20 protein-coding genes are annotated in these 23,456 nt (G+C 56.3%); 12 read left to right on the top strand and 8 right to left on the bottom strand.

The annotated features are described in order from the left end of the window. Positions 1 to 127: 127 nt before the first annotated feature. The 3 genes from H7687_RS02910 to H7687_RS02920 all read left to right on the top strand — a co-directional run bounded on the left by H7687_RS02910 (position 128) and on the right by H7687_RS02920 (position 1,861). Complete coding sequence (locus H7687_RS02910; protein ID WP_183344915.1) at positions 128 to 847, top strand: AzlC family ABC transporter permease; 720 nt, start codon at positions 128 to 130, stop codon at positions 845 to 847. Next, the gene (locus H7687_RS02915; protein ID WP_183344917.1) at positions 831 to 1,142 is read left to right on the top strand and encodes an AzlD family protein; all 312 of its coding nucleotides are present in this window, start codon (positions 831 to 833) and stop codon (positions 1,140 to 1,142) included. Before H7687_RS02910 ends, H7687_RS02915 begins: the two co-directional genes overlap by 17 nt. Positions 1,143 to 1,585: 443 nt before the next feature. Then, positions 1,586 to 1,861, top strand: coding sequence for a helix-turn-helix domain-containing protein (locus tag H7687_RS02920; protein ID WP_183344920.1), 276 nt, complete (start codon positions 1,586 to 1,588; stop codon positions 1,859 to 1,861). 132 nt (positions 1,862 to 1,993) lie between these two features. Here the strand turns inward: H7687_RS02920 and H7687_RS02925 are convergent, their stop codons facing one another. Then, entirely contained in the window at positions 1,994 to 2,197 is a 204-nt protein-coding gene (locus H7687_RS02925; RefSeq protein ID WP_183344922.1) for a helix-turn-helix transcriptional regulator, read from the bottom strand. Positions 2,198 to 2,554: 357 nt separating this feature from the next. Between H7687_RS02925 and H7687_RS02930 the strand changes: the two genes are divergently transcribed. The 3 genes from H7687_RS02930 (at position 2,555) to H7687_RS02940 (ending at position 4,882) form a co-directional block, all read left to right on the top strand. Next, positions 2,555 to 3,127, top strand: a complete 573-nt coding sequence (locus H7687_RS02930; RefSeq protein WP_183344924.1) for a TetR/AcrR family transcriptional regulator — start codon at positions 2,555 to 2,557, stop codon at positions 3,125 to 3,127. A gap of 63 nt (positions 3,128 to 3,190) precedes the next feature. Next, positions 3,191 to 4,027, top strand: a complete 837-nt coding sequence (locus H7687_RS02935) for an SDR family NAD(P)-dependent oxidoreductase (RefSeq protein WP_183344926.1) — start codon at positions 3,191 to 3,193, stop codon at positions 4,025 to 4,027. Positions 4,028 to 4,186: 159 nt separating this feature from the next. Beyond that, entirely contained in the window at positions 4,187 to 4,882 is a 696-nt protein-coding gene (locus H7687_RS02940) for an NAD-dependent epimerase/dehydratase family protein (protein ID WP_183344928.1), read from the top strand. Between the two features lie 105 nt (positions 4,883 to 4,987). On the opposite strand, the gene H7687_RS02945 is transcribed toward H7687_RS02940, so the two are convergent. After that, a complete protein-coding gene (locus H7687_RS02945; RefSeq protein ID WP_246404546.1) occupies positions 4,988 to 6,061 on the bottom strand; it encodes a Fic family protein in 1,074 nt (357 codons plus the stop codon). A gap of 408 nt (positions 6,062 to 6,469) precedes the next feature. Between H7687_RS02945 and H7687_RS02950 the strand changes: the two genes are divergently transcribed. Next, positions 6,470 to 6,811, top strand: coding sequence for a helix-turn-helix domain-containing protein (locus tag H7687_RS02950; RefSeq protein WP_183344930.1), 342 nt, complete (start codon positions 6,470 to 6,472; stop codon positions 6,809 to 6,811). Between the two features lie 284 nt (positions 6,812 to 7,095). Continuing rightward, positions 7,096 to 7,443, top strand: coding sequence for a hypothetical protein (locus H7687_RS02955; protein WP_183344932.1), 348 nt, complete (start codon positions 7,096 to 7,098; stop codon positions 7,441 to 7,443). A gap of 164 nt (positions 7,444 to 7,607) precedes the next feature. Here the strand turns inward: H7687_RS02955 and H7687_RS02960 are convergent, their stop codons facing one another. Next, positions 7,608 to 7,985: a YlcI/YnfO family protein gene (locus tag H7687_RS02960; protein ID WP_183344933.1), complete on the bottom strand. Its 378-nt coding sequence runs from the start codon at positions 7,983 to 7,985 to the stop codon at positions 7,608 to 7,610. A 287-nt stretch (positions 7,986 to 8,272) separates the two neighbouring features. Further along, a complete protein-coding gene (mobF, locus tag H7687_RS02965) occupies positions 8,273 to 11,389 on the bottom strand; it encodes a MobF family relaxase (protein ID WP_183344943.1) in 3,117 nt (1,038 codons plus the stop codon). 179 nt (positions 11,390 to 11,568) lie between these two features. On the opposite strand from mobF, the gene H7687_RS02970 reads away from it, so the two are divergent. The 3 genes from H7687_RS02970 (at position 11,569) to H7687_RS02980 (ending at position 14,887) form a co-directional block, all read left to right on the top strand. Beyond that, positions 11,569 to 13,005 (top strand): P-loop ATPase, Sll1717 family, encoded by a 1,437-nt coding sequence (locus H7687_RS02970; RefSeq protein ID WP_183344945.1) that lies wholly within the window; start codon positions 11,569 to 11,571, stop codon positions 13,003 to 13,005. 81 nt (positions 13,006 to 13,086) lie between these two features. Continuing rightward, a complete protein-coding gene (locus H7687_RS02975; protein WP_183344947.1) occupies positions 13,087 to 13,776 on the top strand; it encodes a hypothetical protein in 690 nt (229 codons plus the stop codon). A gap of 214 nt (positions 13,777 to 13,990) precedes the next feature. After that, entirely contained in the window at positions 13,991 to 14,887 is an 897-nt protein-coding gene (locus H7687_RS02980; protein WP_183344949.1) for a HEPN domain-containing protein, read from the top strand. A gap of 89 nt (positions 14,888 to 14,976) precedes the next feature. Here the strand turns inward: H7687_RS02980 and H7687_RS02985 are convergent, their stop codons facing one another. The 4 genes from H7687_RS02985 to H7687_RS03000 all read right to left on the bottom strand — a co-directional run bounded on the left by H7687_RS02985 (position 14,977) and on the right by H7687_RS03000 (position 22,119). After that, complete coding sequence (locus tag H7687_RS02985; RefSeq protein ID WP_183344950.1) at positions 14,977 to 16,239, bottom strand: tyrosine-type recombinase/integrase; 1,263 nt, start codon at positions 16,237 to 16,239, stop codon at positions 14,977 to 14,979. Positions 16,240 to 16,433: 194 nt separating this feature from the next. Beyond that, complete coding sequence (locus tag H7687_RS02990) at positions 16,434 to 19,220, bottom strand: GPMC system transcriptional regulator (RefSeq protein WP_183344952.1); 2,787 nt, start codon at positions 19,218 to 19,220, stop codon at positions 16,434 to 16,436. Positions 19,221 to 19,481: 261 nt separating this feature from the next. Further along, entirely contained in the window at positions 19,482 to 21,326 is a 1,845-nt protein-coding gene (locus H7687_RS02995; protein WP_183344954.1) for a TIGR04442 family protein, read from the bottom strand. 37 nt (positions 21,327 to 21,363) lie between these two features. Continuing rightward, positions 21,364 to 22,119, bottom strand: coding sequence for a GPMC system MBL fold metallohydrolase (locus H7687_RS03000; RefSeq protein ID WP_183344956.1), 756 nt, complete (start codon positions 22,117 to 22,119; stop codon positions 21,364 to 21,366). A 158-nt stretch (positions 22,120 to 22,277) separates the two neighbouring features. Here H7687_RS03000 and H7687_RS03005 point away from each other — a divergent pair, with 158 nt between their 5' ends. Then, the gene (locus H7687_RS03005) at positions 22,278 to 23,300 is read left to right on the top strand and encodes a GPMC system family 4 glycosyltransferase (protein WP_183344958.1); all 1,023 of its coding nucleotides are present in this window, start codon (positions 22,278 to 22,280) and stop codon (positions 23,298 to 23,300) included. Positions 23,301 to 23,456: the final 156 nt, after the last annotated feature.

The raw sequence follows: 23,456 nt of genomic DNA on the forward strand, positions 1-23,456 counted from the left end.
TGCCCACCCGCCCCACACAATACCGCCTCTTTTTTAGTGCTATCTGTGTCTTTTGCCCGAGAGCCCATCGTAGTAGGGTGACCGTGGATGAAAACTTGCCTGAAGTAGCCAACACCAAGGTGAAAGTATGAAACACAGGAAGCCGGAGATGATCAGGGGGGCCAGGGCCAACGTGCCGGTCGCCGCCAGCGCCATGGCCTATGGCAGTGTGCTCGGTGTGCTCGCCGCGCAGAAGGGACTGAACTGGCTCGACATGATGTACATGAACAGCGCCGTCTTTGCCGGTGCCGCGCAGTTCGTCATGGTCGACATGTGGTCGAACCATATGCCGATCTTCGAGATGACCCTCGCCGTCCTGGTGATCAATCTGCGTTACCTGTTGATCGGCGCCTCGCTCGACCCGCTCTTCAGCGGACGTGGGCTGCTGCATAAGATGGGGATGATGCACCTGGTCGCCGACGAGAACTGGGCCGTCACCATGTCCGAGCAGCGCAACGGCAGCGCCACCACCTGGTTTCTCTTCGGCGGCGGCGTTTTCCTGTACCTCGCCTGGAGCAGCGGGACGTTGATCGGTCTGCTTGGCGGCGGTTTCATCACCAGGCCCGAAGAGTACGCCCTCGATTTCGCCTTCACCGCCGTTTTCACGGCGCTTGCTGTGGGGCTGTGGCGCGGCAAGAGTGACATACTGCCCTGGGTTGTCGCCGGAGCAGCCGCTCTGTTGGCTCACAAGTTCCTGCCGGGGAAGTGGTATATCGTCGCGGGCGGTCTGGCCGGTGCCGTCAGTGCCATGTTGAGCCCGTGCGAGACCGACGAGGTGGAGGAGGTGGAAGATGTTCCCAGCTATTGAGCCGCAGGTGTTGATCGCCGTCGGGCTCGCCGCCGGGGTCACCTATTCCTTGCGGTTGGGAGGTTTGCTGCTGGCTTCCCGTTTCCCGCGTTCCGGGCGTTTCCGTCGGGGCATGGATGCCCTGCCCGGCGCCCTGTTATTCTCGCTCGTGTTGCCGTCCATCGTCGCCGAAGGCGTTTGGGGCCTCATGGCCGCCGCCCTCACCGCCATCGTCGTTCTTCGCACCCGCAACACCTTGGCCGCCATGCTCTGCGGCATGCTGGTCATCTTCGCCGTGCGCAAGATGGGGCTGTAAACCGCGCGCTGTTACCAGACTTTCCCCCGCCGACTAAACCTTCACCGTCTTGTAAAGGAAGTTTAAGACAACTTCAGTGAAATTAACTGGTTATCTATGGTGGGTACGATATGGGTACGAAAAAAATTAAAGAAAGTTAATTATAACTTCAAAAACTCACTCCTGATTCTGCTACATTTTGTCTCATCTTCAGGTAGGTGTTTGCGGATTGCTTTGCTACACCTCAGTATAGGGCTGCAGCCAGTTCTTTACCAGCCCCCCTCCACCCAAGGTCTCTTCTCCCGGACCTCCCGCTTTGAGGAGCTCCTCTCCACTACCGATGGTACGAATTCGCAGGTCTGAACCTCTAGACAAACCTGCTGAATATGTCCGTACGGTAATTTCTGGTTGGTTTCCCCGCGAGATCAGGTGTAATGTGTCCGTACGGAAAAACGGAGGGAAGCATGGACCAAGAACAAAAGACAAGGGTCGGTGAGGCAATCTACGGCAGGGTCGTCAGCGCCAAGGATCTCGGGCAGGCCATTCGCAGCAAGCGCAAGGAAATCGGGATGCGGCAGGAAACCGCCGCAGGAATGACCGGGGTCGGGACCAAGTTCCTTTCCCAACTGGAGAACGGGAAGGAAACGGCGGAACTGGGTAAAGCGCTCCAGGTGCTGTACAAGATGGGGCTCGAACTGTACGTCTTCCCGAGAAGCGCCGACCCCTTCAAGGAACGATGAGTCTCCCCATTTCAGGAGATCCTGCACGTGACGCACCTGTCATCGTGTTCCGGGCGCTGCGAGAATTAGGGATACGGCAGCCTGAGCGGACCGCGTACAGGCGGGCGGTCCGCTCAGGCTGCTGACTTGGTTTCACCTCCTGCCGGGGTCGCTGGTGCTGGTGCGAAAATGTGCATCGATGAACTGCCGCACCGCCTCCTCCTGGTAACGCACCGCACCGTGCTGGGCCATCTTTATGAACGGGATGCCACCCCCCTCCCAGCGCTTTCTGCGCAGCCAGTGCACCGACATTCCCACCATCTGGGCCGTTTCCTGCTCCGTCATCAGCCGGTTCATAGTTTCCTCCTTTCGGGCCAGGTTCAGGACCCGCTTAAAATTGGAATCCTCCAATCTTTAGGCATGGAACATGCCAGCCCCAACTGCCCGATTTCACGTGCTTCAGCTGGTCGTGGCAATGCCAGGCTGGTCAGGATCTGCGCTGGCTGCTGTTCAGGATTCGAACTTTGGGTGACTGGGGAATAAAAAGGGTAGAAAGAGGGGGCTTCCGGGTTTTCCGTGGGTGGCAGGGTAAAGATTGAGCCCGCCCAGCCGGAACCAGATCGTGATTTTGAACTAGACACGAGATTTTGCTTGCAATTGTTCCGGCTGGGCTCTATAGTTGAGTAACTACTCAGTTAAAAAGTGGGATAAATAATGGCGCGGCCCAAAAGCGAAGACAAACAAAAGGCAATTTTGAACGCAGCGGTCCTCGAAATTGCAGAACATGGGGTAAGTGCCCCAACTGCACGGATAGCTAAAATTGCCGGGGTTGCAGAGGGTAGTTTGTTCACCTATTTCAGCAACAAGGATGAACTGCTCAATCACCTTTACCTTTATTTAAAAGAAGAGCTTCGTGAGTCCATGATGTCGGACTACCCGAAGGCTGAAACCGTTAAGAACCGCATCAAACACGCTTGGGAAAAATACGTTGCCTGGGGTATCAAAAACCCATCGAAACGAATAGTTCTTGCTAAACTTGGTATGTCGAACCGCGTGAGTGAGCAAACCAAAGCATTGGGGCTGGATGCTTTTTCTGATGTTGTTAAAATGATTCAAGAGAGTACAGCAAACGGGTTGTTACGTGATTATCCGTTCGACTTTGTATGCGCAATCATGGGGTCGCTTGCAGATACTTCAATGGATTTCATCGTCGGAGAACCTGCTAAAGCTGAATACTATACTAATGCCGGCTTCGAAGCGTTCTGGAACGCTGTAGCAAACGATTAGTTTTTTTACCACCATAAATGAGCAAGTACTCGCTCGTTTATATATTAACAAAGGAGAACGTATATGTCTAAAAACACAAAAGTCTGGCTGGTCACAGGAAGTTCACGAGGACTCGGACGTAAGGTAGTGGAAGCTGCGCTCAAAGCCGGTTACACCGTCGTGGCGACAGCACGGAAGCCGGAGCAACTCAATGACTTGGCAGCCGAATATGGAGAGCGCCTACTTCCGTTAGCACTTGATGTTACTGACGCTGAAGCAGTACAGGCAACAGTAACTCAAGCTCACAAAACTTTCGGCCGAATCGACGTTGTTGTGAATAATGCGGGCTACGCAAATACAGCGTCTGTCGAAGACATCACTCTCGACGATTTCACACAGCAGGTTCAAACCAATTTCTTCGGTGTTGTGTACGTCAGCAAGGCTGTTGTCCCCATTATGCGCGAGCAGGGGCATGGCAATATCTTCCAGATTGCTTCTATTGGTGCACGACTCTCAGGTCCAGGATTGACAGCTTATCAGAGTGCAAAATTCGCTGTTCGAGGGTTTTCCCTGGGGTTAGCACAGGAAGTAGCGCCGTTAGGTATCAAGGTTACCACCATTGAGCCAGGTGGAATCCGGACTGATTGGGCGGGAGCCTCAATGAACATTCCCCCTGTTAGTCCACCTTACGAACAGACAGTAGGCGCATTTGCAAAAATGCTCCGGTCAATGGCGGGCAACGAATCGTCAGATCCGGCTAAAATTGCCAACGCGATCATCGAACTCGCAAACCGTGAAGACACACCATTCGAGATCTTAATGGGAGCGGATGCAGTCGAATATGTTGCCAACTCGGATAGCGCGGTTTCTGAAAATGATCGTAAATGGCACGACTTCTCCGTTTCCGTTAAAGCCGACTGAAAGGGGTTATTTCATGATATGGCCGTGACCCCTGTTTTTATCGGTTGGAAAACAAGAAAAGTCGGTCAAGATGTCAGTGACTCCGCTTCCTTGCCAGAAGCGGAGTGCTACACAAGATAACTTGTTGAACCCGTATTCACATTGAAGGGGCTCAATACAATGAAAGTGATAATATTTGGCGCCACTGGTATGGTTGGGCAGGGAGTATTGCGTGAATGTCTTCTTGCGGATGACATCGAGTGCATCCTGACTCTTGGACGCTCGCCTTCTGGGCAACGCCACCCGAAGTTGCGGGAACTGTTGCATACAGACCTATTTGACTACAGGGCAATCGAATCAGACCTGCATGGCTTTGACGCGTGCTTCTTCTGCCTTGGGGTGTCAGCAGCAGGGTTATCAGAAGCTGAATATACCCGATTAAACCATGATCTGACTCTTGCAGCAGCTCAGACGTTGGCTCGCCTAAATCCAAAAATGACGTTCACTTATGTGTCGGGTGCAGGTACTGACAGTACCGAGCAAGGACGTAGCATGTGGGCAAGAGTTAAAGGCAAGACAGAGAATGACTTGTTACGATTGCCATTCAAAGCTGTATATTTATTCCGTCCAGGTATTATTCAACCGTTACATGGCGCACGATCCAAAACGACCGCGTATCGGATCGTGTACACAATACTCAAGCCGCTGCTGCCTATACTCCGCGCATTCCTGCCCAATATGATATTAACAACTGAAATTATTGGAAAAGCAATGCTTACAGTAGCCCGTCGCGGTGCAGCCAAGGCAATTTTAGAAGCTCGTGATATTAATACTGTTGCACAGGAAACTGCTGTGGAAGATGACTGCCCCAATTGACTCGAGAAGAGTGCGACCACAGTTCAAAACGAAAGAGCGCCAACTTCAAGTGCCAGAAAGAGGGAGGGACGGAGGCGGTCCTTGTGAGGGAGCCGCCCCTTTATGTTAGGTACCCATAGGGAAGAGGTCGGGGAAGAGGCGTCCTGCGGCGTGCGCCGGGAACCCCATTCTGACGGGGCCTTTTGCCGAAGAAGATACGAGGAGGCCTTCAGCCAGAAGCTGAGCGAGGATGTCTCTACCCATGCGCGGGGACGGGCAAGCGGCGGCAGCTTGGCCTCGGGTCATCTCTCCACGAAGCAGCACTTCCTGGAGGATATGTGCGGCCTCCACCCTCAGGGCGGGATACTGGTCGGGTAGTGGCGCCGGAGCCATCTTCAACTCGCGGAGCTTCACGTAGCCAAGGATTCTTCCCAAGAGGCCATCAAGGGAAAGCATGGACGTCATGTACTCCACCTGATCAAGACAGGTCAGCAGGAAGAACTTGCAGAAAAAGACGAGCCCTTCGTTGGACAGGTTCCCTCTTCCGTCCAAGTCATTTCTCCTGCCGGCATCGGCTACCGCCAAGGCCTCCATGTATCTGTCCTTGCCGCGCGCCAAGCCTCGGCTGACATTCCATAAGCCATATCCAGGCAGAGGAATTGCTCTCAGGTAGGCGTCGGAGAAAAGCCGCGCAACCCTCCCGTTTCCGTCCAGAAACGGGTGGATCCAGACGAGCCGGTGATGAGAGGCGGCAGCGGCAATAATGGGTTCCAAGCCATGGAGCGTTTCGGCCTGGTACGCATCGTGGAATCGAGCCAGAAACATCGGTAGCGAGGCGTATTCCGGAGGGAGGTGTCTTCCTACCTCTACGTCGCGCTCCCGGAATTGCCCGCCGATGACCTCTACCTTTTCCCCGGTCTTTTCGTTGGTCACCCAGCGCATCTCATCCGGGATCAGCTTGTAGAACTCGTCATGGACCCACGAGAGGAAGTGAGCTGTCGAAGGATCGAAAGCCTCGCGAGTTTCTGCCGTCAACCCCTCTACGGCTCGCTGGCAACTGATGTGCGCCAAGCTCTCCAATTGGAGATTGCGCCTCGCGGGGTCCTGAGAATAATCGGCGCGCATGGCGCGCTCGATCTCAACGGGGTGGGTGCTATTGCCTTCGATGAGGTTGGAATAGTAGCTGTTGATGATCCGCACCAGCTCGACAACCCCCTCTTGCGTTTTGGGGTGCAAGATGCCGCTAAGGACGGAGGAGCGGGAAAGGAGATCTCGCGCCAAGTCCGCGAGCTCACCCGAAGGATCGGTAGGGAGCATAGGAAACATTTTGGATGGCAAGTCAGGCATGGCGTCAATGTTATCGGCGATTGTCAGATTAGTCAAACACTTTATTTTTTACGGTAAATTACAATTTGTGCCTGTGGATAAACCATATTTGCCGTCAATCCTTCCGTCAACCCCTCTCTGGGGTGGAGGAGTGATCAAGTGCTGCTGTCCGCTGTTCAAATCTCGCACTTTAAAGGGGTTGGCAAGGTAACTAAAATATGATAATCAATTACTACATTTTGGTAACTATAGCGGGCGTGCAAAATGGAGAGGAACAACACCATGGTGTACTATCTTAGCGGACTGCTGGGCTCCAAGGCGAAGGAGTGCGTCCTCATGTTCGTCTTCGCCAGGGGAAAAGCGTACGTGTCGGAGATGGCGGCATTCTTCCCCGAACTGAGCCGGAGCGCGCTGCAAAACGCGGCTGAAGTGCTGGAGAAGGACGGTATCCTGGTCGAGGGACAGCAGGGAAACCTGCGCGTCTACGAGTTCAGCCCGCGTTGTCCCTATGCCAGCTCCCTGCAACTTCTTTTGCAGGACGTCGCCAAGTGCTATGCCCCCGAGGAGCGCGAGCGCCTGTTCATCTACCGGGGCGCTCCGCGCAGGAAAGGAAAGACGGTATGACACATCGCACCGACTTCAGTGAGGCCACTCCGGAGGAGATCGCGGCGGAGGTTTCCGAGGCCCTGCGCCGGCACGGCATCCCGCTGTCATGTCCGGGGGCGGCTGCGTGTCCGTCTATTCCGAGAACAGATACCACTCGGACGACCTCGACTTTATAGACCAGCTGCCGGGACCGGTCCGGCATCCAGCGCGCCCTGGCAGAGATCGGTTTCTACAGCGAAAAAGACCGCTATTTCAAGAACGACAGCACCACGGTCTACCTCGAGTTCCCGCCAGGGCCGGTGATGATCGGCAACGAGCTGGCGAAGGCTCCCGTCGAGTGGGAGACCCCATCCGGGAGAATCAGGATGCTGAGCCCGACCGACTGCGTGAAGGACCGCTTGGCGAAATTCTACGCTTGGGATGACGCCCAGGCCCTCTACCAAGCGCTCCTGGTGGTGGCCTCACAGCCGGTGAACTTCAGGGAAGTGGAGCGCTGGTTCGTCAAAAGCGAAGGGCAAAAGGAGCGCTACCGGCTCTTCCACAACCTGGCGAAAAAGGTCCAAAGCCGCTGGGACTTCGATGAAAGCGCCATAGTCGATCTTGCCACGGACCAGATGATTAAGGAGCGGGTCAGAAGACTCGGGCGCTAGCACTAGCGAATGAACAAAGAAAAGGGTGCGGGACTCTCCGGCTTAAACGATAGCCGGTGCGAAGGGGGGAGCTGCAGCGCAAGCGGAAGCGCCACCCGCAGCACGGGCGGGACCGGTTAAAGCTGCCGCCACAGACGGCTGCTTTGGTCCAAGAATTTTTCCTGCTAACGGCTCCGGGACAGGAAGGAGGTCCACCCGGTAGGCTGCGCTTTTTGCTCCGTGATGGCATCCCGCAGTGCTCCGATCTGCTGCGAAAGATCGCACAGGGAACGCTCGATCCTCTCCAGTGCCGCGCCCAAAGCGGGGGGCATTTCGGGCGCGGGTAAGGGGGCGTTTTCCCCCCGCTCCGCGAGCCGCAAAACCCCCTCCGAAAGTGTACCGACCTGCCGCGTCAACTCCTCCACCCGCAGGCTCACCGTGAGCCCCTGGGGAGCGAAAAGGCGCTCCCGGATCAGTTCTGAAAGGGAGATGCCGAGCACCTCTGCCTGCCCGTGCAGCATCCCCCGTTCCTCCTCGGAAAGTCGCAGGGAAATCTTGTCCATGGACACTCAGGCACCCCCTCTTTACCGTCGGACGCAGCGCGATTTTTCCGGTACCGCTGGCGCCAGCTCTCATTTTGCGAGCTTAACTGTACTTTGTGGCCACCGTGGTGCCACGCGGTACCACGCAACCAGTTCAAATGACGGCGGTTTTTTCGTCGGACATTTTAACTCGGGTAGCTTCAGCTGCGTGAGGTGTGAGAGAAAAAAGCAGCCGCGCGAAGCGAGGCCCGCAGTATCCTTGCGCCGTATGGAAAACCCCGTGCCGATGCCACCAAGAGGGAGCTGAATCACCTCTCCAGCTTCGAGCCGAACCCTCTCGGCAGGGTAAGTTCGAGTTCCCTTCCCGCCACCTTCTGGACCGCTGCGATTTCCTTCGCCGGAGACGGCACCGGAAGCGGAGTTCCTGGCCTCGCAGCGGGAACCTGCACTGCAGGCTCCTGCTTGCCGATCTTCTCCCCGAGCCGCCGCTCGTTCCCGGCAAATCTCCCCTGCAGCGTCGTGCTCTTTTCCTCCACCGTTTCCACTGAACGCGCGAGTCCCTCCATAGAGTTGGTGAAGATGCGGGTGCCGTACTGCGCCCGCGTCACGGCGACGTTCAGGGCGTTGTAGGTCGTCCTCCCGTACTGCTCTTCCGGTGCCGCCTGCCGCTCCTCCGCCGGCCGCGTTTTAGCCTCCTCGCTGCGGCACGGTGCGTACAGGATCGAGTGCTCCACCGTGGCGCCCTGGCTCTTGTAGATGGTGAGCGCGTAGGCATGGTCCAGGTGCCGGTAGCGCTTGAGGTCGATCCGCACCTCCCGCCCGTCAAGATCGAGCAGCGCGCCCCCTGCAGGGTCGATCTCGCGGATGGTGCCCAAGGTGCCGTTTTGCACGTCAAGCCTGGAGTCGTTCTTCAAGAGCACGATCCTGTCCCCGGCCGAGAGGTGCCGCTCCTCTTCGCGATACAGGGCAGTCTTCCCCGCCATGTCGGCGGCGGAGAATTCTTTGGTCACGGTACGGGAGAGCTCGCGCCCGTCGTGCTTCTTGGTATCGAAGGAGTAGGTCACCTGCACGAGGTTCCGTTCCCGGTTTATCCCCGTGACCTTCGCCTCCGTGTTGAGACGAGTCCCCCAGCGCTCCACGTGTCCGTCCGGTCGCGTCTCGCCACAGAAGAGGACGGTATCCCCGACCCGGTAACCTTCCACCGTGACCCCCTGGCGCACCGGAACCAGCACGGCATAGGGGTTCCCCTCGGCAATCTCGCCGGTGCTGATCCGCTCCCTCCTGATCTCGCTGTTCAGCTCCCTGCGCGCCGCGTTGGTGCTGGTCAAAAGGAGCACGCGCTGCGGTTCTCCCGACTCCATCCGCCGGGGGTGCCTGGAAGGCTTTTTGCTCTCCTCCAGGTAGTGCCTGACCACCGCGTTCCTGAGCTGGGCCTGGTCGGCGATCTCCACGACCTCCCGGCGCCCTTGAAGGGTGCGCAGCGCCCTCTGTGCGTTCTCGGCCAGCGGCCGGTCCATCCGGTTCAACCCGCGCGCGATCTCGAGGAGCCCCGGGTCCCTCTGCCGCAGGATGTCGGTCAAGCGCGCGCTGTCGATCTCCCCCCTGGCACCGAGCCTCTGCAGGGGGCCAAGCAGGTTCCCCGCCTGGATCCCCGGCATCTGCTTCGCGTCGCCCAGAAGGTGCAGCTTCACCTGCACACCGCTCTTCCCCAGCTCCCGGACTACGGCGAGCAGGCGCTCGGTCTGCCTCGCCCCGAGAAACCCCGCCTCGTCCACCCGGATCACCACCTGCTGCTGTGGCCCCACTGGCATGAGAATTTTTTCACTCCTTATCACTACCATGGGTGGCTCCCCGTTTTGCCTCTGTAGGGCAAATTTGGAAGCCGGATTCTCCTTTTCGAAACTGTGGATGGTGCAGGCGGGTCTGCCGGTGGCGAGTGAAAGTTCCCGCGCCGCTTTCCCGGTATAGGAGAGGTTGATGGAGAGGTGCGTGCGCCCCTCGGGGCGCAGCTCCTCCTCGTTGAAGCGCTCGATCAGCCCGAGCGTCGAGGTCTTCCCGGTTCCCGGATCCCCCATGGTGAGAGCGACGCCACGGCTCCCGGTCAGCTCGTTCACAATCTCCCTTTTCTGGCCGCGCGTAGGCTCTACCCCCTCTGCCGCGAGCCGGCCGAGAAAGCGCTCCACCTCGGGCGCGGCAACGAAGGCGGCACGCGGCTCAAGCTCGGAGATCCGCTCCAGGTTGCGGCGCTCCAGGTCGCGCATCTCCAACGTCGTGTAGTATTCGCGGCCCTTGGCATCCCGCCCGAGGGGAAGCACTTCGGGCGTCCCCCCGTCCAGGGCCTGGTTCAGCTCCGGAATCGTGTGGGCTCCCCCGGAGATCCGCACCGCCTCGTCCAGCACCCTGGCCCGGTCCAGTACCGCCTCGCGCTCGGTGAGCTCCCGGACCGCCCGCTCGATCACCCGCGAGGGAGCCTCGCCCTCAAATGCCGGCGCGAGGCTCCGCCCCTCCTCCAGTTCCAGGCGCACCAGCTCCGGCGACGTGCCGCAGGCCTCGAAACCCCGGGCGAAGATCCCGGAGACTTCCTCGCGGGAGAGGTCGCGCTTGGGATCCTTGGTCCCCTGGCAGGCCATCTCGTAGAGCCGGGCATGCGACACACCCTGGTACAGCCCCTGCGCCTGCCACTCCTCCACCTGGCGCTCGATCTCCACCCGGCGCGAGGAAAAATGTCCGACCAGCTGCGGGTCAACGCTCTTGAGCTCAAAGTACATCTCGGCCCGGTCCTGGACCTCGAGCCCGAATCCCTTCGAGGCAAGCTCGCAGGCGAGCGCCTGCCGGTACAAAAGCCCGAGGGATCTCTGGTCCTGGAAGATCGCCTTCGGCTCGTTGGCCTTCCAGCTTCCATCCTGGGCATGGACCACATTCAGCGCGAAGACGTGGGAGTGCAGCTGCGGGTCGATGTTCCTCGAGGTGGCATGGTCGAATTTCGCGGCCACCATGCCGCCGTTTCTGATGCCGCCGGGGGTACGGTAGTGGCAGTAATGCTCCTCCACGTGGGAGAGCACCGAGAGCACCGCCGCGTCGTGCGCCTCCTTGATTCCGGACACTCCAGCGACGTAGGCGATGGAAACCGACTTCGGCGCTGAAAAGGTCAGGTCGTTCCCGGCCCGGTGCCGCTCTACGAGCGCCCCCGTATCCGGGTTCCGGGAAAGCCTGAAGGACACGAGGCGATTACCGGCAGGGTCCTCCCCCCGGCACAGGGCGCGGAACTCCTCCTCCCGGACCGGGCCGTGAAGTCCAAGATCCTGGCTCCCCTTGCCGACCCAAAGCGAGTTTTCCCCCAAGGAATCGCCGCCCAGATAGTAGTCCTCTCTGGAGAAGTATCCGCCGGCGTGTCCCGCAGTCATGCTGGGTGAGATGGACATCATGGCTGGTCCCCCTTGCTGGTCGCCACCGGTAAAGTGGAGAAGACTTGCAAAATTTAGCAAAGATCGGTGTCTTGCCAAGATAAAAAGAAGTTTCTTATTGTTGCTAATTAAGATGTCATGATATGCTGCGCCTGCGTGGAAATCCCTAATAGGTTTTAGTAATCCGAAAAGGAGCTGTTATGAAGTATGATGAAATTAACTTTGGAAAGGCCACTGGTGAACAGGAAGGGGCACATATTCCTGAATTGTTGAGGATGGGCTTTATAGATAAGGGAAATGTCCTTAAAAAACTAAGGGATGAGGATAGATTTCTTGTCCTTGGGTATAAAGGGTCAGGGAAATCGACTATTGCGGAAAAAATTAGACTGGAGTCTTTTCCAGAAGATCAGACCTCAAAATACATAGCAAAAATACAACATCTTGGGGATTTTCCATTTAAAAGCTTCGCAAAGATATTCAGTGGCCAAGCAGAACCAGAAGCCAAATATCCTTCGACTTGGTCATATCTAATTAATCTATTAATCATCGGATCATTGGTTAAAGATGCAGCATTTTATTATAGTGAAAACAACGGCTTTCGAGAAAAAGTAGAAAGGTTACAACAATTAGGGCTATTGCCAACTGAAGATTTGAAACAACTTGTAGTGAAGTCTTCAAAGAGTTCTTTTAAAGTCCAATTACCAAAAGTAATTGAGTACATGAGAGAAGATAAAACCGAAATAAAAGATAATGACCTCTTATTCCTTCATATAATTGAATCGCTCAATGATATGATTAAAGGGTTTATTGCAACAAAAAAACATTTAATAGTCCTAGATGGGCTGGATGACGTACTTACAACGAGGGAATTGCAGTACACGTCGCTTTCAGCTTTGGTATATGAAGTAAATAAAATCAATTATGCATTTGCTAGAGATAGAACAAATGTCAAGATTATAGTGCTATGCAGATCAGAGTTGTATGAAAGGTTGCCAGGTCCGAATAAAAACAAAATTAAACAAGACTCAGCGATTGTTTTAGATTGGTATCATGACCCCCGAGACCCAGAGAACTCGATGCTTGTCAGGTTGGCAAACCTTAGAGCAGGTATAGCAGTTAAAGGTGAGATCGATATCTTCTCAACATACTTCCCAAACACTTTTAACGAAAAAGTCATTGCACATTTTTTGTTAGACAATACCAGGCACACGCCAAGAGATTTTTTACAGTTACTCGCAAACCTCCAGCCTTTTTATCAAGGAAATAAGTTTAGTAGAAGTAATATTTTGAGTGGCCTAAGGCACTACTCCTTGGAGTATTTTATGCCGGAAATCAAAGACGAAGTGGTTGGTTATGTAGAGTTTGAAAAGTTTGAGCAGTTTGTATCACTGCTAAATATAGCAAAGTTAAGGGAGTTTAAACTAGATCTTTTAGATAGAATATCAAAAGAAAACTCAATTTTAGATCTCACGACTATAGTAGAGATATTAGAGGCTTTGTACGACTGTAGTGCAATCGGATGCAAATGGCAAAATGACAGGTATGAGTTTAAATTCAGAAACAGAAATTCTTCTTTTAATAAAGAAGTGACTATTGTCCTTCACCATGGGCTGTGGAAATCACTTAATCTTGTGTAGTGGTTGAGGCTAACCCAAGGTAGGTAAGCCTACCTGGCGCTTCAGGGAGGAGTTGAGATACTTTGAGCTATGGAGCCACCGATGAATGCATCTGACCTTTTTGGCTTTTACGAGAAACTCTACTTCCATGAAATTGAAATGAGAGAAAAGCTGAATTCAAGGATTCAGGTCCCCTTAGCTATTTTGATGTCTGTTGTAGGTTTTTTGGCATTTATGTTCAGGAACTTTATAAATTCTGGCGACAAAGTATGTCTGGGCTTTTTTGTTTTTCTTTACATTCTGAGCGCAATAACAATTATGACTGGTTTAGTGTACTTGATCCGCTCATATTATGGGTACGAGTATTCCTTTTTGCCATCGGCTGCAGAGACTGAGAAATACAGGTTGTTACTGATAGAAACCTATAAGGAGTTCTCTGATAGTGATAATTTAGTAGAAAGATATTTTACGGAATATCTGCAAAAATATTACATCGAATGTTCAACAAACAACACCGAAAATAACGACAGAAGGGGCTTATTTTTGCACTTTACTAATAAGTTCATTGTTCTAAGTTGTGTGTTTGCTTTTTTGTCATTTGTTCCATTCCATTTGGGGCAAATGGATAAAGAGCACAAGGATAAAACAACTATAGTAAGGATAAGTGGGCCTATCGAGCTAAAAGGAAACCTTATGCCAAAAAATCAGGACACTGCGCCACCACCTCCACAACCGCCACCCAAGCGAATAATAAAAGAAGGCGTGAAAATCAACCAACCTGTGAAACCTTAACAAACAACAAAGTCATTAAAGGAGGAGTGATGAGTAACGATCCGCCCCCACCGCCACAACCACCACCAATAAGAAATGTTAGGTCGCCGTTTGGGATCAGTGTGCCACAACCTACACCTAAACCACCCGTGAAAAAGTGAACTTGAACTCAGGCCTGTGTTGCCACAAGCAGGCCTGATCTCTTTGATGTTTTTAGTCATAAGAGGTTCTAGCTATGGTAAAAAAATACACATATCCGATACTTTTAAGAAACGAAAATCTCGAACCTTATAAACTGACAGAATGTATTGATATCAGAAAAATAACTCAGGCGGAGAGAGAAACGTTTTTTGGACTAAAAAATGTGAAATATGCATTTGATACACAGATTGCACATGTGACTATTTATTCAAAGTCACATTCTGACACAAGCAAAGGAATGTATCCAAATGAGGCTTTGTTTAATCGCGGCTTGTTTGACGGGAGTAGCGATATGCAGGCCTCTAACTATGTTGTACATGTGGAGACGGAAGCGCAAGATCACGACCAAATTGTACAGATGCTCAATCTCGCGTTGAAGATTTTCTGCCCAACCTCCTCGGGTTGTTATGCTGGGTTTTCCGATACATATATCAAGTTTACGCTGAACTACCCACTCCAGGGCCCTTTTAACTATATTTATTTTGAACAAAAACACTTTCCTGAAATTCAACAGCTATATTTTGAAATCCAAAATATGTGGGGAAATGGGAGGTTTTCACTAGTGGCAAGTCTTTATGATAGGGCCTTGCAAGGTGGAAAAGTACCCTTGGATGTTAGGTTTCTCTTGCTAACAATTGCTTTAGAATCACTGTACCTACCTGGCGTCAATATAGAACTACAATTTAGGCTCTGTTTGAGGGTTGCTAAAACTCTAAATGAGACTGGTTATGGAGAGAAGGATACCGTTTTTAAAGAAGTGAAACAGATATATGCGGCTAGATCCAAGCTAGTACATGAAGGTTGTACTAAAGCCATAAGCAAAGAGATGTTTTGCACCTTAACAAACTTAGTTAGGGTATCTTTGCGTACATTTTTACAAAATCCAGGTGCCTATACGGAAAATTCTTTTTGTTCTATAGAGCTTAGTTAGAAGTATTGTTACTGACATACTTTAACTCGCAGCGCTACGCCGTCTGTGCACGCACAGCCCTGTGCGATATTCGCCTTTACATGCTCTTCTCAATGCAACCGAAGCACTTTAGCTGCCCCCTCCTTCATGAGCCTTTCGAGTTCGCTGGCAATGGTCTGAAGGGGCCTGCGCAAATCCTCAACGTCAGTCGCATCGTAGTGCCTTCCCGAGACAGTGCTGTCCACGTGGTTGGTAAGCCGGTCGGCGTCCTCGAAGATCTTCAGCCGCCGGGCCGTGGTTATGAAGGTTCGGCGCAGGCCGTGCACGGTGATGTTCAACCCTGTGTTGAGTTTAAGCGCGGTAGCCATGAGCCTCACGTGCCCGGTCTTGTTGGTGCTGTAGCGAACGGTCTTCACCGCCGGGAATACGAACGGACATCCCTCCTCGCGCTGCGCGAGCCGCCGCTCCAAGATCTCCAGCGACTGGCGGCAGAGCGGGGCGTAGAGCGGCCTGCGGTTCTTGGTGTCGGGGATGGTCAGGGTCAGCCGGTCCAGGTTGACGTACTCCCAGCGCAGGGTGGCAGCTTCCTGGCTTCTCAGGCCCTGGTAGAGGCAGAACAGGTAGCAGTCCCGGATGTTCTCGTTGAACTTCTGGAGCCCCTGGTAGAAGACCTGGAATTCCTTCCCCTCCAGCCGCTCGGTCCTCGTCTGGATCTTCTTCATGTGCTTGCCGAAACGCAGCACGGCCAGCGGATTCGTGGCGACCACACCCGGGTATTTCACCCGAGCATAATTGATGATCGCCGCAAGCATGACGAATGCGTTTCTGGCGCCGTAGGGGCCGTGCCCTATTTCGGCCTGCCGGTAACGGTCGATGACCACCTCCGGTGTCAGTTTCCCGATCTCGGTTAGGGGGAGGGAGAGCCAGGTTTCGAAGTGGCGGGTGACGATGTTGGTGTACCCCCTGACGGTTGATGGTTTGTAGCTGTTCCCTTCCGCAGTCTTCTTCTCCAGAAAGTACGCCTCCAGCATCTGCGCCAGGGTGACGTCAGCCCCGTGCATCCTGGTCTGCCCCCGCTTGATCTCGAGGCGCAGTCCGGGGACAAACCCCTTGTCGCGGTCGTCATACCCCTGGATCTCCTTGCGCGCCTGTTCCAGTGTGATCTCTCCGAACCGACCCAGCGTCTTGCGCACGCTGCGGTATCCGGTCTTCGAGGCAGCATCGCGGATGTCGACCTTCACGAAGAAGGTCTTGGACGAGTTGCCCACCCTCAACCCCAGGCCGCGTGTCTCGGTGTCGAAATAATCCACCCGCTCCCCGGGAGGGGCTGCCAGCTTTTCCAGCGCCGACTTGGTAAACTTGATCTTTGGCATTGGCACCACCATTAGAATATTTTTATCGTACCCAGGTCCAGAAAGAGGGGGGCTGGGTACGATATGGGTACGAAGATCAGTAAAAAACCCGCTCAATCTGGCTTACAGATTAGCGGGTCTTTATGGCGGTGTCAACGTGTAAGTAATTGTTTTTTATTGATAAATATCCTTGTTTGACACTCCTTCAAAAGGGGTCAAATCTTCACGGTTTTGTAAAGGAAGTTCTTAAACCGAAAGAACCGCTTCCTCTCTTCTTCGTCCTCCTGCGGGGAGCCGGTGACGGCTTTCAGGTGCCGGGCGACTTCGGGCATGCTCTTGCCGGCAACACTCCGGCTTCTCTCCACGACCAGCCGCACCACGTCCTTGGATATCCTGCTCTGCGAGTAGGGCTCGTACACGGCCTCCCAGAAGTCTTTCCCTGCCTCGATGTCGCTCAGGATGTCGCTGGCCACTTCCTCGGCCAGCAACTCGAACGCCGGGACCACCTGCTCGCGCGATCCGTCCCTGATGGCCTTCCTGATGTCCTCTCCCGTCACCATCTTGCCGGTCCTGAAGAACAGGGCGCGCAAGAGGATACTCCTCAGCTCTCGGATGTTCCCCTTGTAGTTATGGCCCACCAGCGCCTCCTTGGCATCCTTGGAAAGGCTCGGCTCGTCGTCGCGCCCGGCCTCCTCGGTGCTTCTGTAGGTCCGGTAGAGCTTGCCCAGGAAGTGGGTGGAGAGGTCGGGGATGTCTTCGCGCCGTTCGTTCAGGGACGGCACCACGACGGAGAGCTCGGTGAGGCGGTGGTACAGGTCCTCACGGAAATTGCCGAGCGCGATTTCCTTCCTCAAATCTTTGTTGGTGGCGGCTACCAAGAGGACGCGGCTGATCCGCTCCCGGTTCTCACCGAGGCGCACGAAACCTCCGTTGTCCAGAAAGCGCAGCAGCTGTACCTGGGTCTTGGGGTCGGCGTCGCCGATTTCGTCCAGGAAGACGATGCCGCCGGAGGCCTCTTCCAATATCCCTTTCCTGTCGCTGTAGGCACCGGTAAAGGCTCCCTTGATGTGCCCGAAGAGTTCGGAGTAGGTGAGATCCCCGCTGTAGGCGGCGATGTTGGTCTTCTTGACCGGCAGTTCGCCGTCAGGGTTGATCTGCTGCCGGTACAGCTCGTTGAGCTTGTTGTACAGGTTGTTGAAGAAGAACTCCTTCCCCGCGCCGGTGGGACCGAGCACCAGGATGGAGGGGAGGCCGATGGTGGCTTCCTGCAACACGTGCCGGCTCCAGAGGGCGATGCGGTTGGACAGGGGCTGCGACACGGTGTTGATGAAGGCGACGATCTCCTGGGCCTTGCGGCTGTTGCCGATGATGTTGCCCAGGCGATACGAGGACACCTTGGGGTCCTTGTAAGCGATGTCGCTTTGCAGCTTGTTCACCTCGGACTGCAGCCGCTCGATGCGCTGGATGTCGGATATGTGCCGCGAGGTGAGGCGGTCGATGATCTGCAGAATGCGCTTGTGCTCTTCGGTGAAGTACCCCTCCTGCAGCGAGTTGAGGCAGATGACAGCGATCACCTCGTCGTCGCTGATCACCGGCACCGCCATCTCGCTCTTGATCAGCTCGTTCATGGGGCGGTGGAACCCCTCGTGCTGCGTGGGATCCGCAACCTGCCCGATGATCTTCGGTTCTTTGGTCCAGGCTACGTAGCCGGTGAGACTGCGCTCCTGCGCCGGAAGATCGCTGCCGCCGATCTTGAAGGGAGGGATTTTCTTTTTCAGCCATTCCTTGTTCTTGGCGCCGACGATGGTCCCTTCCTCGTTCTCGACCACCAGGTACTTCTCACCCTCGCGCTCCTGCACGATGGCGATGCTGCCGGTATCCGCGCCGATCAACTCGGTGGCCTTGGAGAGCACCTTGGTCAGGAAGGGATGCAGCCCCTCGTTGCGTTCCTGCAGCAGGTCGGAGATCTCGGAGAGGACCTTGATCTCGAGGTGCTCGCCACCGACCTCGTTGATGACCCGCTCCACCATCTCGGCGTGGGTCTGCAGCAGGCCTTCCTCGAATTCGGAGAAGCTGGCCAGCTGACGGGTGAAGTAGTTGATCAGGCAGATGAGCCGCCGCGTGCCGGGCTCGATGCGAGGCACCATGTAGAGCGTCCTCAGCCCCATCTCCTCGGTGAGCGCACGGCGCTGGATGGTCTGATCCTGGAGGTCGGCGATGAAGAGCGGCTGCAGGAGTTGGTCGTCGGTTACCACCCCGGCCTCGTTGACGTAGCGCGACACGAGCGAGGTGCCGTGTTTCAGGTCGATGCTGCCGACGTTGTCGTAGCGAGTCTTGAGGTCCGCGTCCTCGGCGTGGCTTGCCAGCACTTCCATGCCGCCGCGAGCCGGCACCAGCACCGAGGCGAGGGTGAGCCCATCGATCAGGTTAACAGCCGAGCGCACCATGAAGCCCGCTGCCTCCCTTCTCTTGTAGACCTCGACCCGGCGCGCCAGCAGCAACTGCTGGTGGTACTTGCGGGCGTGGTCCACCCGCTCGCCGGCCCTGGCCAGGAACGGCACCAGCATCTCGATCCGGTCCCGGGACAGGAGTTCGCCGTCCACGCAGACCACGCCGATCGACTTGCCGTCGTTGGTTATGGGGAGCATGGTGGTGCCGTCGATGTTGAAGCGCCGGGAAAAGTCCTGGTCCAGTGGAAGCCCGCTCTCGGCCGGGAGCAGGAACTGGGACGGCATCTGGGTGACGAAGGTATTGGAGACGCCGGCCTCGGCGGAGATGATGGGGAAGGTTGCCTCGCGGATTTCGGCGGCGAAGCTGCCGCAGGCGAAGGCGCAGGAGAGCGCGCCGCGGGTCAGGTCTTCGAGGTAGATGCGCACCCGTTCCTGGTCCGAGACCAGTCGCGCCCCTTCGCCGACCAGGTGCAGCATTTCATCGAGGTTCTCTTTGCCGAAGGAGGCGATGCGGTCGCCTAAGGTCTTAAGTTGCAGCTCTGTCGCGGACATGTGCTCCCCTGAGTAGAAAAAATACACACTGTGCGACAGTAGTGGAAATGGCGGCGGGTGTCAAGGAGTGATGGGAGTGATGGGAGTGATGGGAGTGATGGGAGTGATGGGAGTTGATGGGAGTTGATGGGAGTTGGTGGCGCCGCAGCAGCCGGTGGCAGGGCTGGTGGCAGGCGGTGACAGGGCTGGTGGCAGGCGGTGACAGGGCGTGACAGGGCGTGACAGGGCGTGTAGGGGCGAATAATCATTCGCCCCCGCTTTTTAGTTGAACCCTTTCCTGATCTGGTACAGCTCCTCGAGGTTCAGGCCGTTCAGTTCGAAGAATTCGCGCTCCAGTTCCTCGACGTAGAAGCGGTCCAGGCCGGAGTTCTCCAGGAAGTCCTCACGCAGCGACGAGTTCTTCTCCAGGATGATCTGCGGCAGCAGGTTGTGAATGTACACTGCCTCTTTCTTGATGGTGAGGATGGCCTCGCGGAACAGGTGGTCCGGGATCTCGTCGTCGATGAGCTTCTTGTTGAGCAGCTCCTCGGTGAGCTCCTTCTTGAGAGCGTCCTGGTCCGCCTTGGTGGCGTATTTCGAGTAGAAGTTGCGGATGCGGTCCTTGACGTGCTCGAGCAGGGTGAGGTGCAGCCGCTCGTCGCTGTCGATGCGCACCAGCTGCTCCAGGAGCGCCGTGGTGGTAAGCCGGTTCTCCTCGATGAGTTTCAGGCCGGAGGCCAGGTGGCTGACCTTCTTCCTGCCGTAGATCCCCAGGTACTTGTCCTCGAAGATGCCGGAGAGGAAGAGCTTGGTGAACAATTGGGGGGCCAGCATGTCGAAGGCGTGCTTGTTCCCCAGAAGGCTTCGGATCATCTCTTCCGAGATCCTCACGTTCTCCATGAAGGCCAGCTGGTTGATGGCCGAGGAGGTGGCGTCGTAGCGGTCGAAGTAGGTGATGATGTACGAGTACCCCTCGAGGATCGAGATGTCGGCGCCGTCGCGGATCTTCTCGTCGCAGGCCTTGCTGGCGTCGAGCAGCATCTCCTCGAAGGCGTGGTCGCGGTTCTCCGCCGCCTGCTTCTTGGCGAAGAGCAGCTTCAGCATGTCCTCCGGCTCGATGGTGCTCTCGATGTGGCGCTCAGAAAGGAACATCCCCTCCAGGATCTGCCTGGTCTCGGAGATGTAGTTGCTCTCCTCGAGATCGACCAGCTTCTTGTCCTTCTTGAGCATCTCGTCCAGGGTGTAGAAGAGCGCCCCCGGGATCTTGTTGCGCACCGACAGCGTCTTCAGGCGGGTCAGGCGCGCGTTCTCCAGCTTGTTGATCTCGCCCTTCCTGTTGCAAGCGATCAGGATGTTCTTGTATTCGTCGACGATGCGCCGGTTGTCCGGGTGCTTGTACATCACGTCGATCCGGATGCGCTCCTGCTGGTAACGGTCGATGCCGTAGCGCTCGGCGAGCTGGGCCAGCGACTGGAACTCGGCGTCGGTGATCTTCTTGTTGTTGAAGTAGAGCGACTTGAAGGCCTCGCTGTACTCGCGGTGCCGGATGTTGATCAGCTTGAACAGGAAGAGGTGGGCGTTGGGGTCGTCGACGATGTCCAGGATCTCCTGGATGATCAGGTTGTCCTGTTCCTCCCCGACGGCGTCGGAGCGCTTGAGCGCTTTGCCCAGCACCCGGAGGATGCGCTCCTGCTGGTCGTGCATCGGCCCGGAGAAGTCGACGCCGGTGAGGGCGAAGAAGTAGTTGAAGATGGCGTTGCCGTCGAAGAAGATCTTGTCGTAGCTGACATACCCTTCGGTGCGGTCGCTGAACCTCAGCGTGCCAGTTTTATGATCGTAATGGGTGCCGTAGATGATGAGCCGGTTGGAGACCTCTTCCTTGGCGAGGTCGGCGATGGGCTGGTCCACGCCGAACATGTACTCGCAGAAGGATCCGCCGTTGCCCCGGTGGCTGATGCCGTTCTTGCCGATGATGAACTCGTTGCCGGGTGAGAAGAAGCGGATCTCGTCGGGATCGGAGGGGTCGGTGTTGAAGAAGTAACGGTTGTACGCCTCGCTGCCCGCCGTGATGGCGTAGAACTCGATCTGGTCGTTTGCATAGCCGTGCAGCCGAATGTCTCTGAACATCAGTTCCGTCCGTTTCTCAGGTTCATTTGGTTCGTCTTCAAAGCTCGACCGTCATGCCGTCGTAGGCGAATTCAACACCCTGGGGGAGCCGCGCCGCGTCGCTGTGGTGCACCTCGTGGGTCAGGTGGGTCAGCACGGTGCGTCGGGGCTTCAGGATTTCCGAGATCTTGAGCGCACCCTCCACGTTGAAATGGTTGGGGTGCGGGGAAAAGCGCAGGCCGTCGATGATCATCAGGTCGAGTCCCTGTAACAGGGCCAGCGACTGTTCCGGGATCTCGCTGCAGTCGGTGAGGTAGGCAGCGTTGTCGAACCGGTAGCCGGTGGACAGGAAGGAACCGTGCCGGATCGGCACCGGCGTCACGCGGCAGCCGAACAGGTCGAAGGGGTCGGCAACCGGGAACGCCTCCAGGAGCGGCCAGTATCCCTCGGAGTGCAGCCCCTCGAAGATGTACGAGAAGTTGCTGCGAACCTGATCGATGGTCTCCTGGCTGGCGTAACACGGGATCACCCTGCGGTGGATGAAATGAAAGCCGCGCAAGTCGTCTATGCCATGGATGTGGTCGGCGTGGGTGTGGGTGAGCAGAACGGCGTCGATCTGCGGAATCCCTTCCCGCAGCGCCTGCATCCTCAAGTCGGTCGAGGTATCGACGAGGATGCGTTGGCCGCAGGATTCGACCAGGATGGAGGCACGTGTTCTCTTGTCGCGCGGGTCAGAGGAACCGCAGACCTGGCAGTGGCAGCCGACCATGGGAACCCCGGTCGAAGTACCAGAGCCGAGGATGGTAATTTTCATGTGTCGCACCTCGGAATGCGGCTAAAGTACCATGATCCTTTAAGTGAGGCAAGGGGTTTATCCCTTGCCTACTGCGGGTTTTGCGGCTATTATCAGAACCTGCAGCGGCCGGTTATTTCTAATGATGGCCGTGGCAAAAACTTCAGCAGAGGTTCTTCATGCGTGTCGGCATCATCGCCCCCAACTACTATCCCGCGGAAACCGGCAACGCCGTCACAGTAAGACGTATCGAAGGGCAGCTGAGGCTCTTGGGGTGCGAGGTGCGGGTTTTCCCGGTGGGGCGGCTGGCGGGTGAGCGTCTGCAGGCGGAGGTCGAGGAGTTCGCGCCGCAGCTGTTGCACGCCTTTCATGCCTATCACGGCGGCAGGGTGGCGTACGCGCTGTCCAAGTCGCTCGGCATCCCGTACCTGATTACCCTGACGGGAACCGACATCTACCAGGCGCTGTGCGACCAGCGCGGTCTGGAGATGCACGGCGCGCTGCGCCGCGCCTCGCGGCTGGTGGCCTTTCACGCCTGCGTCAAGAAGCGTCTGGGTGAGCACCTGCCGAGCCTCGAAGAGCGGACCGTCCTGATTCACCAGGGGGTGGAACTCCCGACTGAGTACGCTCCCCCGGCGGGCGTTGCGGCGCGGGATGAATTTGTTTTCCTGCTCCCCGCCGGTCTGCGTCCGGTAAAGAACGTGATGTTCCCGCTGGCCCCCCTGGCCGAGCTGCATGCGCGCTACCCCCAGGTGCGGCTGGAGTTGGCGGGCCCCGTGCTCGAGCCTGCCTATGCCGCGGAGGTGATGGAAACGCTGGAGCAGTATCCCTTCGCCCGTTACCTCGGTGTGGTCGCCCATGACGCCATGGGAGACCTGTACCGGCGCGTCGATGTGGTGTTGAACACCTCGGTCACCGAAGGAGGGATGGCCAACACGATTCTCGAGGCCCTTGCCTATGCCAAGCCCGTCCTGGTTTCCGACATCGAGGGGAACCGTTCCATCATCAAGGACGGAGTCACCGGCCTGGTGTACCACAGTGCCGCCGATTTCTGCAGCAAGGCCGAGCACCTGGTGACAGATGCCCACCTGCGCGACCGGTTGGGGAAGAACGGCAGGTGTCTGGTGCGGGACAGTTGCTGTCCCGAGAAAGAAGCCGGCGCCTATCTGGCCCTCTACCGCGACATCCTAGCGACCGCGTAGCCGTCCCAGCCCAGCCCAGCCCAGCCCAGCCCAGCCCAGCCGGCCAGCCGGGGCAGCCAGGCTAGCCGGTCTAGCCGGTCTAGCCCCGCCGCGCTCCCCGCTGACCCACCGCAGCCTCAGTTTTAGTCCACCCAGCGATCCCCGTCCACCGGGTCC

Source organism: Geomonas paludis (genome assembly GCF_014193585.1).
GTDB classification, from domain to species: Bacteria; Desulfobacterota; Desulfuromonadia; order Geobacterales; family Geobacteraceae; genus Geomonas; species Geomonas paludis.

Excerpts from the sequence above, each read along its gene's own strand:
- H7687_RS02955 (WP_183344932.1), top strand. The coding sequence starts at position 7,096 with ATGATCGGCAACGAGCTGGCGAAGGCTCCCGTCGAGTGGGAGACCCCA.
- H7687_RS02990 (WP_183344952.1), bottom strand. The coding sequence starts at position 19,220 with ATGTCCGCGACAGAGCTGCAACTTAAGACCTTAGGCGACCGCATCGCC.
- H7687_RS02920 (WP_183344920.1), top strand. The coding sequence starts at position 1,586 with ATGGACCAAGAACAAAAGACAAGGGTCGGTGAGGCAATCTACGGCAGG.
- H7687_RS02930 (WP_183344924.1), top strand. The coding sequence starts at position 2,555 with ATGGCGCGGCCCAAAAGCGAAGACAAACAAAAGGCAATTTTGAACGCA.
- H7687_RS02970 (WP_183344945.1), top strand. The coding sequence starts at position 11,569 with ATGAAGTATGATGAAATTAACTTTGGAAAGGCCACTGGTGAACAGGAA.
- H7687_RS02925 (WP_183344922.1), bottom strand. The coding sequence starts at position 2,197 with ATGAACCGGCTGATGACGGAGCAGGAAACGGCCCAGATGGTGGGAATG.
- H7687_RS02985 (WP_183344950.1), bottom strand. The coding sequence starts at position 16,239 with ATGCCAAAGATCAAGTTTACCAAGTCGGCGCTGGAAAAGCTGGCAGCC.
- H7687_RS02975 (WP_183344947.1), top strand. The coding sequence starts at position 13,087 with ATGAATGCATCTGACCTTTTTGGCTTTTACGAGAAACTCTACTTCCAT.
- H7687_RS02915 (WP_183344917.1), top strand. The coding sequence starts at position 831 with ATGTTCCCAGCTATTGAGCCGCAGGTGTTGATCGCCGTCGGGCTCGCC.
- H7687_RS03000 (WP_183344956.1), bottom strand. The coding sequence starts at position 22,119 with ATGAAAATTACCATCCTCGGCTCTGGTACTTCGACCGGGGTTCCCATG.
- H7687_RS02910 (WP_183344915.1), top strand. The coding sequence starts at position 128 with ATGAAACACAGGAAGCCGGAGATGATCAGGGGGGCCAGGGCCAACGTG.
- H7687_RS02950 (WP_183344930.1), top strand. The coding sequence starts at position 6,470 with ATGGTGTACTATCTTAGCGGACTGCTGGGCTCCAAGGCGAAGGAGTGC.
- H7687_RS02940 (WP_183344928.1), top strand. The coding sequence starts at position 4,187 with ATGAAAGTGATAATATTTGGCGCCACTGGTATGGTTGGGCAGGGAGTA.
- H7687_RS02935 (WP_183344926.1), top strand. The coding sequence starts at position 3,191 with ATGTCTAAAAACACAAAAGTCTGGCTGGTCACAGGAAGTTCACGAGGA.
- H7687_RS03005 (WP_183344958.1), top strand. The coding sequence starts at position 22,278 with ATGCGTGTCGGCATCATCGCCCCCAACTACTATCCCGCGGAAACCGGC.
- H7687_RS02960 (WP_183344933.1), bottom strand. The coding sequence starts at position 7,985 with ATGGACAAGATTTCCCTGCGACTTTCCGAGGAGGAACGGGGGATGCTG.
- H7687_RS02995 (WP_183344954.1), bottom strand. The coding sequence starts at position 21,326 with ATGTTCAGAGACATTCGGCTGCACGGCTATGCAAACGACCAGATCGAG.
- mobF (WP_183344943.1), bottom strand. The coding sequence starts at position 11,389 with ATGATGTCCATCTCACCCAGCATGACTGCGGGACACGCCGGCGGATAC.
- H7687_RS02980 (WP_183344949.1), top strand. The coding sequence starts at position 13,991 with ATGGTAAAAAAATACACATATCCGATACTTTTAAGAAACGAAAATCTC.